The sequence below is a fragment of the Pseudomonas sp. genome, from assembly GCF_030150285.1.
GTDB lineage: Bacteria > Pseudomonadota > Gammaproteobacteria > Pseudomonadales > Pseudomonadaceae > Aquipseudomonas.
This window is the reverse complement of record NZ_JASLGE010000077.1, coordinates 63,970-79,201: the sequence shown is the minus strand read 5'-3', so window position 1 is coordinate 79,201 and position 15,232 is coordinate 63,970. Positions and strand designations below refer to the sequence as shown.

Below are 15,232 nucleotides of genomic sequence, written 5' to 3'. Positions count from 1 at the left end.
CGGTGGGTACCTTTTCGACTGCCATGGGTTCAATTGTCATGTTCGAAAACCTTCTACAAAGCCTGGGGCTCTCGGTGTTTAGCCTAAAGGGGTTTGGCCCCTTGCTGCTGGAAGGCACCTGGATGACCGTGAAGTTGTCTGTCTTGTCGCTGGCCGTGAGCGTATTGCTCGGCTTGTTGGGAGCCAGTGCCAAGCTCTCTCGCGTCAAACTGTTGCGCCTCACCGCCCAGCTCTACACCACCTTGATCCGGGGTGTTCCCGACCTGGTGTTGATGCTGCTGATTTTCTACAGCCTGCAGACCTGGTTGACTCAGCTGACCGACGCAATGGACTGGGAATACATCGAAATCAACCCGTTCAGCGCGGGGGTGATCACGTTGGGGTTTATTTATGGGGCGTATTTCACCGAAACCTTTCGCGGTGCGATCCTGGCGGTACCCCGTGGCCAGATCGAGGCGGCGACCGCCTACGGCCTCAAGCGCTGGCAGCGATTCCGCTACGTGATTTTTCCCCACATGATGCGCTTCGCCCTGCCGGGCATCGGCAATAACTGGATGGTCATGCTCAAGGCCACAGCACTGGTGTCCATCATTGGCCTGGCCGACCTGGTAAAGGCCGCTCAAGACGCCGGTAAAAGCACCTACGAGTTGTTCTTCTTTCTGGTGGTTGCCGCCTTGATCTATCTGGCAATCACCAGCGCCTCCAACATCGTGCTGCGCAGGCTGGAGCGCCGCTATGCAACAGGTGCACGGGAGGCCACACGATGATCGAACTGCTGCAGGAATACTGGCGGCCATTTCTATACACCGATGGCTATCACATCACGGGCCTGGCGATGACGTTATGGCTGTTGACGGCCGCGTTGGTGATTGGCTTTGTGCTGTCCATTCCGCTGTCGATTGCCCGAGTATCCCCCAAGCGCCGGGTACGCTGGCCCGTGCAGTTTTACACCTACCTGTTTCGCGGTACGCCGCTGTATATCCAGTTGTTGATTTGTTACACCGGCATTTACAGCCTCGCCGCGGTACGCGCCCAGCCAGTCCTGGATGCGTTCTTCCGGGACGCAATGAACTGCACGATTCTGGCCTTCGCCCTTAATACCTGCGCCTACACCACGGAGATTTTTGCCGGGGCAATCCGCAGCATGGCCCACGGTGAAATTGAAGCGGCCAAAGCCTACGGGCTCAGTGGCTGGAAGCTGTACGCCTACGTCATCATACCTTCCGCCCTACGACGCTCATTGCCGTATTACAGCAATGAGGTGATTCTGATGCTGCACTCGACCACGGTAGCGTTTACCGCCACGTTGCCTGACGTGTTGAAAGTTGCAAGGGATGCTAACTCCGCCACTTTTTTAACCTTCCAGTCATTCGGTATCGCAGCCATTATCTATTTATGTATCACGTTTATTCTGGTTGGCCTGTTTCGGCTGGCCGAACGCCGCTGGCTGGCCTTTCTCGGCCCGGCCCACTAGGATTTTTTCATGCAGCGACATCAAACCCACGCCTTACTGGCAGCTGTCCCGGGCACAGAGCGACACATCCACAGCTTTCACTACGGGCCAGCACACCCCAAGGGCAAGGTCTACATTCAAGCCTCACTGCACGCCGACGAACTGCCAGGCATGCTGGTGGCCTGGCACCTCAAACAGCACCTGAGCGACCTGGAAGCCGCAGGGCGCTTGATTAGCGAGATTGTCGTGGTTCCCGTGGCCAATCCGGTGGGGCTGGAACAAGTGCTGATGGACATCCCCCTGGGTCGCTACGAACTGGGGAGCGGACAGAACTTTAACCGCAACTTCCTCGACCTCAGCACTCAGATCGGCGATGAGCTCGAAGGGTTACTGAATAACGATGCCGAGCACAATGCGCACCTGATTCGCCGCCACCTGCGCGCGGCGTTGGACGCTCAAGTGCCGACAACGCAGTTGCATTCACAGCGCCTGACCTTGCAGAGGCTGGCCTGCGATGCCGATTGGGTGCTGGACCTGCACTGCGATTTTGAAGCCGTGGCCCATCTGTACACCACTCCGCACGCCTGGCCCCAGGTAGAACCCCTGGCACGCTACCTCGGCGCTCACGCCAGCCTGCTGGCAACAGACTCGGGCGGCATGTCATTCGATGAATGCTTCACGCTGGTGTGGTGGGCCTTGAAAGAACGCTACGGGCACTGTTTCGATATCCCACCAGGCAGTGTCTCGGTCACCGTCGAACTGCGCGGCCAGGTCGACGTCAACCACGCCCTGGGCGAACAAGATGCTCAAGCGCTGATCGACTACCTGATCAATCAGGGTGCCATCGACGGTGAACCCAAAGCCTTGCCTCCCTTGCTTCACCCCGCAACCCCGCTGGCCGGTGTAGAACCGGTTGCAACCCCTGTGGGCGGGCTTTTGGTATTTTGCGCCACACCCGGCGAACACCTCGACGCGGGCCAACTGATCGCCGACATCATTGACCCCATCAACGACAGTGTCACACCGATCTACACCCGCGTCGCCGGCGTGCTATATGCCCGTTCGATACGGCGAATGGCCACTGCCGGCATGGTCATCGCTCATGTGGCGGGCCGCGAGGCCTGGCGCAGCGGCTATCTTCTTTCTCCTTGAGGTCTGCATGTACAAACTGACGGTCGACGGGCTGTACAAACGCTATGGCGACAACGAAGTACTCAAAGGCGTGTCGCTCAAAGCGAACAACGGGGATGTGATTTGCCTGATCGGTGCCAGCGGTTCAGGCAAGAGCACTTTCTTGCGCTGCATCAACTTTCTTGAAACACCCGACGATGGCGCGATGAGCCTGGATGGCCACGTCATTCGGATGGTCAACGACAAGCATGGGATGCGGGTGGCCAGTGATGATGAACTGCAACGCCTGCGCACTCGCTTGGCGATGGTTTTTCAGCACTTCAACCTGTGGAGCCACATGACCGTGCTGGAAAACATCACGCTGGCCCCGCGCAGAGTACTGGGAGTCAGTCAAAAGGACGCGCAAGAACGCGCACTTCGCTACCTCGACAAGGTAGGGCTGCCCGCACGGGTCGCGGCGCAATACCCGGCGTTTCTGTCGGGGGGCCAGCAACAGCGCGTAGCCATTGCCCGCGCCTTGGCGATGGAACCCGAAGTGATGCTGTTTGATGAGCCAACGTCGGCGCTGGACCCCGAATTGGTGGGCGAAGTACTGAAAGTGATTCAGGGCCTGGCTGAGGAGGGGCGCACCATGATCATGGTGACCCACGAAATGAACTTCGCACGTCAAGTGGCGAGTCAGGTAGTGTTCCTTCACCAAGGCAAAATAGAAGAGCAAGGCACGCCTGCAAACGTACTGGACAACCCCGAAAGCGATCGCTTGCGTCAGTTTTTGAGCGGCAACCTCAAATAAACGCTGAAAACCGACCCGCCCCGCCCGCTCCCCGTTTAGGCCATAGGCACGGGCGGTGGTTCGTCAGGCCGGGTAGGCACGCCTGGCTCAGTCGGTTGAGGGGTATCAGGATCAGGCTGGCCGGGAATTCCACCTGCGCTCAACTGCGGGTAAGCCAATAAAGACCAGGCCAGCAGCCCCACTTGATTGGGCTCTAGCCTGGCCAGTTGAGAGCGGATGCTGGGATCAATCTTCATGGGGCACTCCTGAGCAATGATCCGGTTCGCGATGGTGCACAACCGGAAAGGTCACTCAGTAGAGTGCTGATTCGCTGAAGAATTCCCGCTGTTCGTCAGGTGCGCGGCAAGGTGACACCGCGCTGGCCCTGATATTTGCCGCCACGGTCCTTGTAGGACACTTCACACTCTTCATCCGACTCAAAGAACAACATCTGCGCGACGCCTTCATTGGCGTAGATTTTGGCGGGCAGCGTGGTGGTGTTGGAGAACTCCAGCGTCACGTGACCTTCCCACTCAGGCTCGAGCGGTGTCACGTTAACGATGATGCCGCAACGCGCATACGTGCTTTTACCCAGGCAAATGGTCAACACATTGCGCGGAATACGGAAGTATTCAACGGTACGCGCCAGGGCAAAGGAGTTGGGCGGGATGATGCAGACGTCACTGGTAACGTCGACAAAGCTGCCAGCATCGAAGTTCTTGGGGTCGACCGTGGCCGAGTTGATATTGGTGAACACCTTGAATTCGTTGGCGCAGCGCACATCGTAACCGTAGCTCGATACACCGTAAGAAATAAGACGGTTTGCACCTTCTTCACGCACCTGACGCTCGACGAAAGGTTCGATCATGCCGTGCTCTTGCGCCATGCGGCGAATCCACTTGTCTGGTTTGATGCTCATGGCGGGTGTCCTGAATAACGAGGTAGAAAATTCTGATCCGCATCTTACCGCCCACTCGGTCCCGGTTCAAAAATCTACGGCAAAAAACTAGAAAATAGCTCATGAAGCCGTAAATACAGGGCGTGAGGGCAACCACCAGTCACGTTTTTAGAGAAACCTTCGCAAAGACCCTTTGCACGTTCGGCAAAAAGGGTTAAGGTGGTGCCACTGTGCTGCTTGTGTCACTGAGAATCTCTACACGATATGTTGAATTTCGATCCAACCATCTCCAAGAATTTTTCCTGCTCTTTGCACTCAGTCTCGGCCAGGGCTTTTCCTGAGTCGCAGTTATCTTTGTCCAAGGAGTTACACCATGTCTAATCGCCAAACTGGTACCGTTAAGTGGTTCAACGATGAAAAAGGCTTCGGCTTCATCACTCCACAATCCGGTGACGACCTGTTTGTTCACTTCAAAGCAATCCAATCCGACGGCTTCAAAAGCCTGAAAGAAGGCCAACAGGTTTCTTTCATCGCTACTCGCGGTCAGAAAGGCATGCAAGCTGAGGAAGTTCAAGTTATCTAACTTGTACTGATCCAGTAAAAACCCCGCCCTCAAAGCGGGGTTTTTTATTGCCCGCAACAAACCCGAACCGGAATCTTGCGCAATCTGCAGGAGCGGTTTCGCCCCCGCAGAATACCCCACCCTCAATCGTCGCTGGTGGTGATCGTAGGCATGGCCTGTGAGGCCGCTTCATGCAGCACAATTCGCGCACCTACGTGGCGGGCCAACTCCTGATACATCAATGCCACAGGGCTGTCCGGGTCTGCGATTGCCGTTGGCTTGCCATTATCGGCCTGCTCGCGGATCGCCATCGACAGCGGTAACGAGGCCAACACCTCAACGCCATACTGAGTCGCCAGCTTTTCACCGCCGCCTTCACCGAACAAATGCTCTGCATGACCGCAGTTTGAGCAAATGTGCACGGCCATGTTTTCCACAACCCCCAGCACGGGAATGTTCACTTTACGGAACATTTCAACACCCTTGCGCGCATCCAGCAAAGCCAGGTCCTGCGGCGTCGTTACAATCACCGAACCGGTCACCGGAACCTTCTGCGCCAGCGTCAACTGGATATCACCCGTACCGGGCGGCATGTCGATTACCAAGTAATCCAGGTCATTCCATGCCGTCTGAGTGACCAGTTGTAACAGCGCGCCAGAGACCATCGGGCCGCGCCAGACCATCGGCGTGTTGTCATCTGTCAGAAAAGCCATGGACATGACTTCTACGCCGTGAGCTTCAATCGGCACAAACCACTTTTGATCACGAATTTTCGGGCGCGTACCCTCCGCAATACCAAACATGACACCCTGACTGGGGCCGTAAATGTCGGCATCCAGAATCCCCACCCGCGCACCTTCGCGCGCCAGCGCCAACGCCAGGTTGGCCGCCGTGGTGGATTTACCCACGCCTCCCTTGCCAGAAGCCACCGCGACAATGTTTTTCACATTGGCCAGGCCCGGAATTTGCGCCTGCGCCTTGTGCGCCGCGATAACACACGTGACCTCAACCCGGGCCGAAGCCACACCGTCGATCTGCTCGATGGCCATTTGCAACATTTGCGCCCATCCGCTCTTGAACAGGCCGGCCGCGTATCCCAACTCAAGCTGAACGGTCACTCGCTCACCCTGAACCTCAATACTGCGCACACAACCGGAACTGACAGGATCCTGATTCAAATATGGGTCGGTGTACTGGCGAAGGACGGCCTCCACCGCTGCGCGATTGACTGCGCTCATGGGCAACTCCCGTAAAGACTGATGTAAAACAGGCCGCTATCCTACCCCTTCTCGAGCGGTCAAAGCAGGCTTTAAAGCCCCTAAAAACACCAGAAGCCGCCAGATACACACCCACGGGGTGAAATATATTGCCCGGCGCTTTATAGTGGCCGACCACCGTCTCATCAAGTAGCCGAGCCCCATGTCCGAGCCACGCAAGATCCTCGTCACCAGCGCCCTGCCCTATGCCAATGGTTCCATCCACCTTGGTCATATGCTTGAGTACATCCAGACCGATATGTGGGTGCGCTTCCAGAACCAACGCGGCAATCAATGTACGTATGTCTGCGCAGACGATGCCCACGGCTCGGCAATCATGCTGCGAGCTGAAAAAGAAGGCATTACACCTGAGCAACTGATCGCCAATGTCCAGGCGGAACACTGCGCCGACTTTGCCGACTTTCACATCAACTTTGATAACTACCATTCGACCCACGCTGAAGAAAACCGTGAGCTGTCGAGTGAGATTTACATCAAGTTGCGCGAAGCAGGCCATATCGCAACCCGCTCTATCACTCAGTATTTCGACCCGGAAAAGAAAATGTTCCTGGCCGACCGCTTCATCAAGGGCACTTGCCCCAAGTGCGGCACTGATGATCAGTACGGTGACAACTGCGAAAAATGCGGGGCGACCTACGCGCCAACCGACCTGAAGAACCCGAAGTCAGCGATCTCGGGGGCTACCCCGGTCCTCAAGGACTCCCAGCACTTCTTCTTCAAACTCCCGGACTTCCAGGCAATGCTGCAAACCTGGACCCGCAGCGGCACCTTGCAGGATGCCGTCGCCAACAAGCTTGCCGAATGGCTGGACAGCGGCCTGCAAGAGTGGGACATCTCCCGCGACGCACCGTACTTTGGTTTCGAGATTCCCGGCGAACCCGGAAAATATTTCTACGTGTGGCTGGACGCGCCGATCGGCTACATGGCCAGCTTCAAGAACCTGTGCGAGCGCAGCCCACAGCTGAACTTTGATGAGTACTGGGCCAAGGATTCCACGGCCGAGCTGTACCACTTCATCGGCAAGGACATTGTTAACTTCCACGCCCTGTTCTGGCCAGCCATGCTCGAAGGTGCCGGCTATCGCAAGCCGACAGCCATCAACGTCCACGGCTACCTGACCGTCAACGGTCAAAAAATGTCCAAGTCACGCGGGACGTTTATCAAGGCCCGCACTTACCTTGATCATCTTTCGCCGGAATACCTGCGCTATTACTACGCCTCCAAGCTCGGCCGTGGCGTCGACGACCTGGACCTGAACCTCGAAGACTTCGTACAAAAGGTCAACTCTGATCTCGTCGGCAAAGTGGTCAACATTGCCAGCCGCTGCGCAGGCTTCATTCATAAAGGTAATGCCGGCATTATGATCGAAGGCAACGCAGCTCCCGAGCTGACAGAGGCCTTCCTCGCCGCTGCACCGAGCATTGCTGATGCTTATGAAGCCCGTGACTTCGCTCGCGCCATGCGCGAAACCATGGCACTTGCAGATCGCGCCAATGCATGGATTGCCGAAAAAGCCCCATGGGCAATGGCAAAACAGGAAGGCAAACAAGACGAAGTACAGGCGGTCTGCGCCTTGGGCATCAACCTGTTCCGTCAGTTGATCATTTTCCTCAAACCTGTATTACCTGCACTGGCAGCCGATGCTGAAGCATTCTTGAATGTCGCGCCGTTGACGTGGAACGATCACACCACTCTGCTGAGCAATCACCCGCTGAATGCATTCAAGCCGCTGATGACCCGCATCGACCCGGTCAAGGTTCAAGCCATGACCGATGCCTCGAAACAAGACTTGGCAGCCAGCCAGACCGATACAGGTGCCTCAGCACCCGCAGGCAACGGCGAATTGGTGAAAGACCCCCTGGCAGCTGAGATCGATTTCGATGCCTTTGCGGCTGTCGACCTGCGAGTAGCACTTATCCTCAAGGCGGAAGCGGTTGAGGGTGCCGATAAATTGCTGCGTTTGACACTGGATATCGGTGATGAACAACGCACTGTATTTTCGGGAATCAAAAGTGCTTACCCAAACCCAGCCGATCTTGAAGGTCGCCTGACCATGATGATTGCCAACCTGAAACCGCGCAAAATGCGCTTTGGAATCTCCGAAGGCATGGTGATGGCAGCCGGCCCCGGCGGTGAAGAAATTTACCTGTTAAGCCCCGACAGCGGTGCCAAACCGGGTCAGCGCATCAAGTAACATCACCTCCCACACCCGCTAACAGTCCGCGAGCTGTTAGCGGGTGTCATCAGTTGTCGCTTTCTTTCAGCCGCGCTCCCCAAGGGCACTACCCTGCATGGCTGACTTGACACTGATACTTGATCACCGTACCCGCCTTGATCCTTGCGCAGTCTCAGTGTGCGCCCGGGTGCGGCCCGTTGTTGCTGGATTGATCTCACTATGAGCCTGATTGAACGTATTGATTCACTTCTGCCGCAGACCCAGTGCGGAAAATGCGGCCACTCCGGCTGTAAACCCTATGCTCAAGGTATTGCTCAAGGTGAGGCCATCAACAAATGCCCGCCAGGCGGTACCGAAACCCTTTCTGCGCTGGCCCACTTGCTCAATATTCCGGTAATAGCACTGGACACCGAGCGAGGCAGCGCCCCTGCGCAAGTCGCCTTTATTCGCGAAGCCGAATGCATTGGCTGCACCAAATGCATCCAGGCGTGCCCGGTCGATGCAATTCTCGGTGCCGCAAAGCTCATGCACACCGTTATTGTCGATGAATGCACGGGCTGTGATCTCTGTGTAGCCCCCTGCCCCGTGGACTGCATCGAGATGCGACCGCTGCCGGCCAATGTCACCCCTATCGTGGGTGGGCTCGCTCACAGCACCGAACACTACATGGCACGCGCCCAGAAACGTGACCATGCACGCGGCCGTTTTGAGCAACGTACCCAACGCCTGCACAGGCATGAACAACATCGCCAGACGGAACGCTTGGCCCGCTCCCAACCACCAGCAGCACCTGTAAACGCAAAACACCGTGATGAGTCATTGGCTACCAATACCAGCCTTCAGGACGCAGCGCTTAAAAGAGCCAAAGTCACGCTAGCAATGGCCCGCGCACAGTTGAACAAATCGCTTAAAGCATTTGGGCACCCCCCTACGGCGCCTCAGCAGTCACAACTGGTGCTTCTTCAAGAGCAGTTTGAATCAGCGGAGCGGGCACTGGCTGAGTTGGAGAACAGCACAGAGGCCGCAGCACCGACGCCTTTGGTGAACACGGCTGAACTCAAGCGCGCTAAAATTCAGCTCGCCATGCGCCGTGCAGAACTCAGGAAAGCCATCGACCAAGGGCTGCTCGAGACACAACTGTCAGCGCTGAATGAGGCCGTCACACAGGCCGAGTTGACACTTAAAGGTTTGGATGACTGCAACGCACACTAGATATTGGCCACAAGGCAAGCGTACCGACGTATGTAGCGCTGTCTTTTCAGGGAAAATTCTTTAACCATGAATGCCGCAAAGCGTCTTGAAATATTTCGCCGATTTCACGAAGACAACCCTGAGCCTAAAACAGAACTCGCCTATTCGTCGCCTTTTGAACTGCTGATTGCCGTGATTTTGTCTGCTCAAGCGACCGATGTGAGCGTGAACAAAGCAATGGCCAAGCTATTTCCTGTCGCGAATACGCCTGAAGCGATTCTCGCTCTGGGCGTAGAGGGATTGTCGGAATACATCAAGACCATCGGTCTTTACAACAGCAAGGCCAAGAACGTCATTGAAACCTGTCGCCTGCTGATTGAGCGCCATGATGGCCATGTTCCTCAAACACGAGAGGCACTGGAGGCGCTTCCAGGTGTAGGCCGCAAGACTGCCAATGTTGTGCTCAATACAGCTTTCCGGCAATTAACGATGGCTGTAGATACCCACATCTTCAGGGTCAGCAACCGAACCGGTATTGCTCCTGGCAAGAATGTTGTCGAGGTCGAAAAGCAATTAATGAAATTCGTTCCCAAGCCGTTCCTGCTGGATGCGCATCACTGGCTTATTCTGCATGGCCGCTATGTGTGCCAGGCACGCAAGCCTCGCTGCGGCAGCTGCCGCATAGAGGACCTCTGCGAATTCAAGCAAAAGACCTCCGACGATTGAGCAATAAATAAATTTCTGGCTGATCGATTGAGAAAATCTTTTTTACCCCGACAGTGTTTATCGCTATAAGGGGCTCCATTGAATGTCTTAGCCCGGAGTGAACTGAATGAGCACTGGCAAAGAACAACTGGAAGAAGCTGAAGAAGATTTTCCCGCCCTCGATCAAGACGAGCCCGTTGAGCCGACTGTGGTAGTGGCTAAACTCAATTTCTCCAAGCGCCGTATCATTGATAAAATGCTGGAAAAAAAACGGCTTGATAAAGATTTGCGAGACTTACCCTACGATTTTTGACATTTGGCTTTATTCAAAAGCCTCCTTAATCGGAGGCTTTTACATCCAGACGCCTTAGAGGACTCAATCCCTCACAGCCCTTTACTTATACCAACCCATTACGCTGAGCAAGCTCGATAAGATCAACGAGCGAACGAGCATTAAGTTTTAATAACAGTCGAGTTTTATAAGTACTCACTGTTTTATTGCTCAGAAACATGCCATCAGCTATTTCCTTATTACTTTTGCCTCTCGCCAACTGCTGCAATACCATCATTTCACGGCCTGACAAGCGATTAACCATATCCGCTTCACTTGCGTTACCCAGACTGGAACGCACCGAGTGCAGTGCTTGATTTGGGAAATAGCTATAGCCTGAAAGCACCGCTTTTATCGCACTCAATAACTCGGTTAAATCCTGTTGTTTACATACATACCCGGCAGCTCCGGCCTGCATACAGCGCATGGAGAAATGCCCTGGTGCTTGCGAGGTCAAGACCAACACCTTGATAGGAACAGCAGGTGTTGACAGCCTGGCAATAACTTCAAGTCCATCAAGTTTAGGAATTCCAATATCGAGAATAACAATATCTGGCGCGTGTTCACGCGCCAACTGCAAAGCATCCACTCCGTTATCCGTCTCTGCTATGACCTCGTAGCCATGGCGTTCCATGAGCATACGCACAGCAAGACGAATGACAGGATGATCATCCACGATCAGCACTTTATTCATGGGTAATTCCAATTTATCGCTGTTCGAATTTTATAGAGTCAGCACAATAGCCTAGTCAAAAGACCCTGGGCATAGCGCCCCCCCCAAGCACTCACAACCAAAGACATTTCCTACGGACAGTAGAGACCTAGCCTACAAATAAATCACTCATTAAGATTGGCCTTTGGCGTACCTGCTCACAAACATAGCGGAGTACGCCACATCACTACCAAGACGATGCTTAACTTCAAACACCATTCCAATTGCCATGCATACGCCCCTTAAAGCCTCAGAGGGCAATGCTCTGACCCACACAAAACGTTTAGAGCAAGACTCACATTCATCCTTCATCATCCATACCAAATACCATAATTCTTACATCTTGACGTCACCGCCTTGACTCTTCTCGCCTTAATTTTCAACTATGCGACCCCTAAAGGAGGTAGCGGCACACTAGAATCATCCACACCTTCATAGCGCCGACTTACGGACGCTGGAAGTACTTTCTCCATAGACAAAAAACCTGTACCAGAAGGTATTCTCACCTCTACGCCCTCATAAAATATTCACGATAAAAAATGCTAAACAACCCCTTAAACTCAAGGTAAAACAAATTCTGGATTCGCCAACCAACAATTCGAAGCACTAAAATCTACTCTTTTTTCAGGGAAAAATATTACCAATTCGTACTTAAAGAAGAGACCTACAAAGCATTCGGAAACCCCCTAAAAACAAGATATCTCCAAAGCATGTTCCGATTAATTTCTTCAAGACACCTTCACGCACAATAATCCGACCAACACCCATCGCTCGACATAAAAACGTTCAACTTGCGTGCACGATTCCTTCAGCACTTTGACCTGCCTATGACTTCCAATAAAAAACCATCGAACCTTAAAGAACATTCCCAAGGCTAAATCGCGCCCTCCCTACAGACCAGACTATTAATCAGTGCACTTCTGGAAAAAAACAAAATAAACTTGTCAAAAAAATATTTGCAGTCGTAAAAACCGCATCTAAATTTAAAGTAAGCCAACACACATTTTGGCTTATAACTATGCCAACGCATTTGAGTACCAGCACTTCCGACACCCACTCACACCACGTAACCGTCAAGACAGATAAAATCAGACATCACCAGAACTTAATACAGGCCACCATCATGACAACGCACCATTTAAAAATCCGCGACCCACTGACCGTCATTGCCATTTTCTCCATGCTGACCGAGGCATCCGCAGCGGTATCACTCCCCTATATCCACAGTGAACATCAGGGCGTATATGTTTGGTTCCTGATTGTTTTTCCTTCCATCCTGGTAACTCTTTTTTTTATCACTTTGAACTTCAACAACAAAACACTTTACTCCCCTACCACCGCCCCCAAAGAGCAATCTCAGCCGAAACCCCGACAAACTTCCACTACCACTCCGATGGAATCCGCCTTGATATTTAACGCCGCAAAGCATACACCCAGGCATTCTTTATTGTTTTCAAAACCCTACATCAGACTCAGCGCGCACCACCCCAAGCAATTGATTTTTTTACCAAAAAATCACAGTGATAATGGTTCATCACCCCAAAATGAATTCAGGCTGACTTATATCAAGCCCACCCCCCCTTTTCAGCACTCACTAGAAGCAGGTAGCGCTCCGATAAGGAATTTTCATTTAATTGACCTAAGCTACTCATCATTACAAACAACACCGAGCAGTAGCCTCAGGGTAGCCTTGCAGGCATACTCAAAAAAGACATGTAAACATAAGCCTGCATTCCACGAGCATGATATCGTGTTATTACTGACACACACCAAGCCCGACATTGACTGCCCAATAAAAAAGCGCTCGACCTCTGCGCCTAAAAAAATCTCATTGTTTGGACATGCCACCGTCATCATCTACCATACGACTACCCACGAACTAAGACCATTAATTTAGATCAAAACACAGCACCACGATTACTCACCCTAGCGCCTCTACCCGTTAAACAAACCACAACCAAATTAATATCACCCATTACAAAAGACCAGTAACTTCCCCCTAAAGCAGAACCGTATTCCTGCCGCCTTTAGACTCTCTTATCTTTAAAGACTCACCCTACGACCTCATGGATATCATCACACGTTTTCGCAAGCTTATGAGTATAGGCAGTTATAAAAAACACAGTCGGCGATGGCCATCACACATGACAACTCAGAGATACTCTGTGCAGCGCCCCCTCTCATGCGGGTACTGCAGCCCCCATGGCCGCCCTACTTATTGCAGTATTGAGTTATCTAACTATTGGTTACGCCAGTCAAATCCAATAGTTAGTTAACGTATCTGCCCTGACCCTACAACGGGTGCTACGCCCCCTGCGCTCACCCTGAATGTGCCTGTGTACACCTTCATAAAAGTAAACATAACCCAAACTTTTCAAGGCACTTTTATGCACTCCCACAAGAAAAACAAGAGGGGCTGTTATCGCCTTGTCATCGTTCAGCCACGCCAATCAAACAGCTTTCACCTAAATCAACTCAAAGAGAAGCAGCTTAGACGCATTACAACATCATATAGCTGCGCTAGAAAGGTGGCTCAATATGCTCAATTAGTCATGCGTGAGCTCAGTGGGTTTACCTGACCTTCTATCGAGAACATTTCGCACAACTCCTAGCCTTACTGATCCTCAGACATAAAAAAACCCTGCGAAAGCTGGGCTCTCGCAGGGTGTGGGGGTCTTGATCAGACTCCAGATTCATGACTGGTGAATATCAGCAATGAATCATCAGGGAAGTGGCTAACCTGCCAAACCCGTTGTTTCTTGCATTATCAGAACAGCTTACGGCCTTTGTTTGCGGCGATCCGCATACGCAACGCATTCAATTTAATGAAACCAGCAGCGTCGGCCTGGTTGTAAGCGCCGCCATCTTCTTCAAAGGTAGCAATGTTTGCGTCAAACAACGACTGATCAGACTTACGCCCCGTCACGATCACATTGCCTTTGTAGAGCTTGAGACGAACCACACCATTCACATGAGCTTGGGATGCATCGATCATTTGTTGCAACATCAAACGCTCTGGGCTCCACCAGTAGCCCGTGTAGATCAGACTGGCATACTTGGGCATTAACTCATCTTTTAAGTGAGCGACTTCGCGGTCCAGAGTGATCGACTCAATGGCACGGTGAGCACGTAGCATGATCGTGCCGCCTGGCGTCTCATAGCAACCGCGGGACTTCATACCGACATAACGGTTCTCAACGATATCAAGACGACCGATGCCGTTCTCGCCGCCAATACGGTTCAGTGTTGCCAGAACCGTTGCTGGAGTCATTTCAACGCCGTCCAAGGCAACGATGTCGCCATTACGGTAGGTCAACTCCAGATAGGTCGGCGTGTTAGGCGCGTCTTCTGGCGACTTGGTCCAACGCCACATGTCTTCTTCGTGCTCGGTCCAGGTATCTTCCAGCACACCGCCCTCGTAGGAGATGTGCAGCAAGTTGGCATCCATCGAGTACGGCGATTTTTTCTTACCGTGACGCTCAATCGGGATGGCGTGCTTTTCAGCGTAATCCATCAGTTTTTCACGCGACAGCAAGTCCCACTCGCGCCAAGGGGCAATCACTTTCACGCCTGGTTTCAACGCGTAAGCACCCAACTCAAAACGAACCTGGTCATTGCCTTTGCCGGTCGCGCCATGAGAAATGGCGTCTGCGCCCGTTTCGTTGGCAATTTCGATCAGGCGCTTGGCAATCAGCGGACGAGCAATGGAAGTACCCAGCAGGTACTCGCCTTCGTAAACAGTGTTGGCGCGGAACATCGGGAACACGAAGTCTCGAACAAACTCTTCGCGCAGGTCATCAATGTAGATTTCCTTGACGCCCATGGCTTGCGCCTTGGCGCGTGCAGGCTCGACTTCTTCACCCTGACCCAGGTCAGCGGTAAAAGTTACGACTTCACAGTTATAAGTATCCTGCAGCCACTTGAGGATCACCGAAGTGTCCAGGCCGCCCGAATAAGCCAGAACGACCTTGTTTACGTCCGCCATGCCATCACTCCACGGGTTGTTCGAAAAGCCGAACAGTCT

General features: G+C 53.1%; 15 protein-coding genes. 10 read left to right on the top strand and 5 right to left on the bottom strand.

Translation table 11 applies throughout. From position 1 onward, the window contains the following. Positions 1 to 38: 38 nt before the first annotated feature. The 4 genes from Q1W15_RS17810 to Q1W15_RS17795 are packed head-to-tail and all read left to right on the top strand — an operon-like array spanning position 39 to position 3,377. A complete protein-coding gene (locus tag Q1W15_RS17810; protein WP_300730704.1) occupies positions 39 to 767 on the top strand; it encodes an ABC transporter permease in 729 nt (242 codons plus the stop codon). Then, positions 764 to 1,474: an ABC transporter permease gene (locus tag Q1W15_RS17805; protein ID WP_300730703.1), complete on the top strand. Its 711-nt coding sequence runs from the start codon at positions 764 to 766 to the stop codon at positions 1,472 to 1,474. Before Q1W15_RS17810 ends, Q1W15_RS17805 begins: the two co-directional genes overlap by 4 nt. Positions 1,475 to 1,483: 9 nt before the next feature. Then, positions 1,484 to 2,605, top strand: a complete 1,122-nt coding sequence (locus tag Q1W15_RS17800) for a succinylglutamate desuccinylase/aspartoacylase family protein (protein ID WP_300730702.1) — start codon at positions 1,484 to 1,486, stop codon at positions 2,603 to 2,605. A gap of 7 nt (positions 2,606 to 2,612) precedes the next feature. Next, the gene (locus Q1W15_RS17795; RefSeq protein WP_300730701.1) at positions 2,613 to 3,377 is read left to right on the top strand and encodes an ABC transporter ATP-binding protein; all 765 of its coding nucleotides are present in this window, start codon (positions 2,613 to 2,615) and stop codon (positions 3,375 to 3,377) included. A 35-nt stretch (positions 3,378 to 3,412) separates the two neighbouring features. Here the strand turns inward: Q1W15_RS17795 and Q1W15_RS17790 are convergent, their stop codons facing one another. Next, entirely contained in the window at positions 3,413 to 3,613 is a 201-nt protein-coding gene (locus tag Q1W15_RS17790) for a hypothetical protein (RefSeq protein WP_300730700.1), read from the bottom strand. A 95-nt stretch (positions 3,614 to 3,708) separates the two neighbouring features. Beyond that, positions 3,709 to 4,275 (bottom strand): dCTP deaminase, encoded by a 567-nt coding sequence (gene dcd, locus Q1W15_RS17785; RefSeq protein WP_300730699.1) that lies wholly within the window; start codon positions 4,273 to 4,275, stop codon positions 3,709 to 3,711. A gap of 352 nt (positions 4,276 to 4,627) precedes the next feature. Here dcd and Q1W15_RS17780 point away from each other — a divergent pair, with 352 nt between their 5' ends. Continuing rightward, on the top strand, positions 4,628 to 4,837 hold the full coding sequence (locus Q1W15_RS17780) for a cold-shock protein (protein ID WP_002554837.1): 210 nt from the start codon (positions 4,628 to 4,630) through the stop codon (positions 4,835 to 4,837). Positions 4,838 to 4,959: 122 nt separating this feature from the next. Here Q1W15_RS17780 and apbC read toward each other — a convergent pair whose 3' ends face one another. Further along, positions 4,960 to 6,054: an iron-sulfur cluster carrier protein ApbC gene (apbC, locus tag Q1W15_RS17775; RefSeq protein ID WP_300730698.1), complete on the bottom strand. Its 1,095-nt coding sequence runs from the start codon at positions 6,052 to 6,054 to the stop codon at positions 4,960 to 4,962. Between the two features lie 181 nt (positions 6,055 to 6,235). On the opposite strand from apbC, the gene metG reads away from it, so the two are divergent. The 4 genes from metG to Q1W15_RS17755 all read left to right on the top strand — a co-directional run bounded on the left by metG (position 6,236) and on the right by Q1W15_RS17755 (position 10,478). Further along, positions 6,236 to 8,287, top strand: a complete 2,052-nt coding sequence (gene metG, locus Q1W15_RS17770) for a methionine--tRNA ligase (RefSeq protein ID WP_300730697.1) — start codon at positions 6,236 to 6,238, stop codon at positions 8,285 to 8,287. A gap of 201 nt (positions 8,288 to 8,488) precedes the next feature. Further along, positions 8,489 to 9,481, top strand: a complete 993-nt coding sequence (rsxB, locus tag Q1W15_RS17765; RefSeq protein ID WP_300730696.1) for an electron transport complex subunit RsxB — start codon at positions 8,489 to 8,491, stop codon at positions 9,479 to 9,481. 66 nt (positions 9,482 to 9,547) lie between these two features. Then, on the top strand, positions 9,548 to 10,186 hold the full coding sequence (gene nth / locus Q1W15_RS17760; protein ID WP_300730695.1) for an endonuclease III: 639 nt from the start codon (positions 9,548 to 9,550) through the stop codon (positions 10,184 to 10,186). 106 nt (positions 10,187 to 10,292) lie between these two features. Further along, positions 10,293 to 10,478 (top strand): PA3496 family putative envelope integrity protein, encoded by a 186-nt coding sequence (locus Q1W15_RS17755; RefSeq protein ID WP_300730694.1) that lies wholly within the window; start codon positions 10,293 to 10,295, stop codon positions 10,476 to 10,478. A gap of 85 nt (positions 10,479 to 10,563) precedes the next feature. Here Q1W15_RS17755 and Q1W15_RS17750 read toward each other — a convergent pair whose 3' ends face one another. After that, positions 10,564 to 11,190: a response regulator transcription factor gene (locus Q1W15_RS17750; protein WP_048359026.1), complete on the bottom strand. Its 627-nt coding sequence runs from the start codon at positions 11,188 to 11,190 to the stop codon at positions 10,564 to 10,566. Between the two features lie 1,141 nt (positions 11,191 to 12,331). On the opposite strand from Q1W15_RS17750, the gene Q1W15_RS17745 reads away from it, so the two are divergent. After that, positions 12,332 to 13,105, top strand: a complete 774-nt coding sequence (locus tag Q1W15_RS17745; RefSeq protein WP_300730693.1) for a hypothetical protein — start codon at positions 12,332 to 12,334, stop codon at positions 13,103 to 13,105. Between the two features lie 870 nt (positions 13,106 to 13,975). Here Q1W15_RS17745 and Q1W15_RS17740 read toward each other — a convergent pair. Continuing rightward, complete coding sequence (locus Q1W15_RS17740) at positions 13,976 to 15,193, bottom strand: argininosuccinate synthase (RefSeq protein WP_300730692.1); 1,218 nt, start codon at positions 15,191 to 15,193, stop codon at positions 13,976 to 13,978. Between the last annotated feature and the right edge of the window lie 39 nt (positions 15,194 to 15,232).

Coding starts and splice junctions, on each gene's coding strand:
- Q1W15_RS17810 (WP_300730704.1), top strand. CDS start 39: ATGTTCGAAAACCTTCTACAAAGCCTGGGGCTCTCGGTGTTTAGCCTA.
- Q1W15_RS17805 (WP_300730703.1), top strand. CDS start 764: ATGATCGAACTGCTGCAGGAATACTGGCGGCCATTTCTATACACCGAT.
- Q1W15_RS17800 (WP_300730702.1), top strand. CDS start 1,484: ATGCAGCGACATCAAACCCACGCCTTACTGGCAGCTGTCCCGGGCACA.
- Q1W15_RS17795 (WP_300730701.1), top strand. CDS start 2,613: ATGTACAAACTGACGGTCGACGGGCTGTACAAACGCTATGGCGACAAC.
- Q1W15_RS17790 (WP_300730700.1), bottom strand. CDS start 3,613: ATGAAGATTGATCCCAGCATCCGCTCTCAACTGGCCAGGCTAGAGCCC.
- dcd (WP_300730699.1), bottom strand. CDS start 4,275: ATGAGCATCAAACCAGACAAGTGGATTCGCCGCATGGCGCAAGAGCAC.
- Q1W15_RS17780 (WP_002554837.1), top strand. CDS start 4,628: ATGTCTAATCGCCAAACTGGTACCGTTAAGTGGTTCAACGATGAAAAA.
- apbC (WP_300730698.1), bottom strand. CDS start 6,054: ATGAGCGCAGTCAATCGCGCAGCGGTGGAGGCCGTCCTTCGCCAGTAC.
- metG (WP_300730697.1), top strand. CDS start 6,236: ATGTCCGAGCCACGCAAGATCCTCGTCACCAGCGCCCTGCCCTATGCC.
- rsxB (WP_300730696.1), top strand. CDS start 8,489: ATGAGCCTGATTGAACGTATTGATTCACTTCTGCCGCAGACCCAGTGC.
- nth (WP_300730695.1), top strand. CDS start 9,548: ATGAATGCCGCAAAGCGTCTTGAAATATTTCGCCGATTTCACGAAGAC.
- Q1W15_RS17755 (WP_300730694.1), top strand. CDS start 10,293: ATGAGCACTGGCAAAGAACAACTGGAAGAAGCTGAAGAAGATTTTCCC.
- Q1W15_RS17750 (WP_048359026.1), bottom strand. CDS start 11,190: ATGAATAAAGTGCTGATCGTGGATGATCATCCTGTCATTCGTCTTGCT.
- Q1W15_RS17745 (WP_300730693.1), top strand. CDS start 12,332: ATGACAACGCACCATTTAAAAATCCGCGACCCACTGACCGTCATTGCC.
- Q1W15_RS17740 (WP_300730692.1), bottom strand. CDS start 15,193: ATGGCGGACGTAAACAAGGTCGTTCTGGCTTATTCGGGCGGCCTGGAC.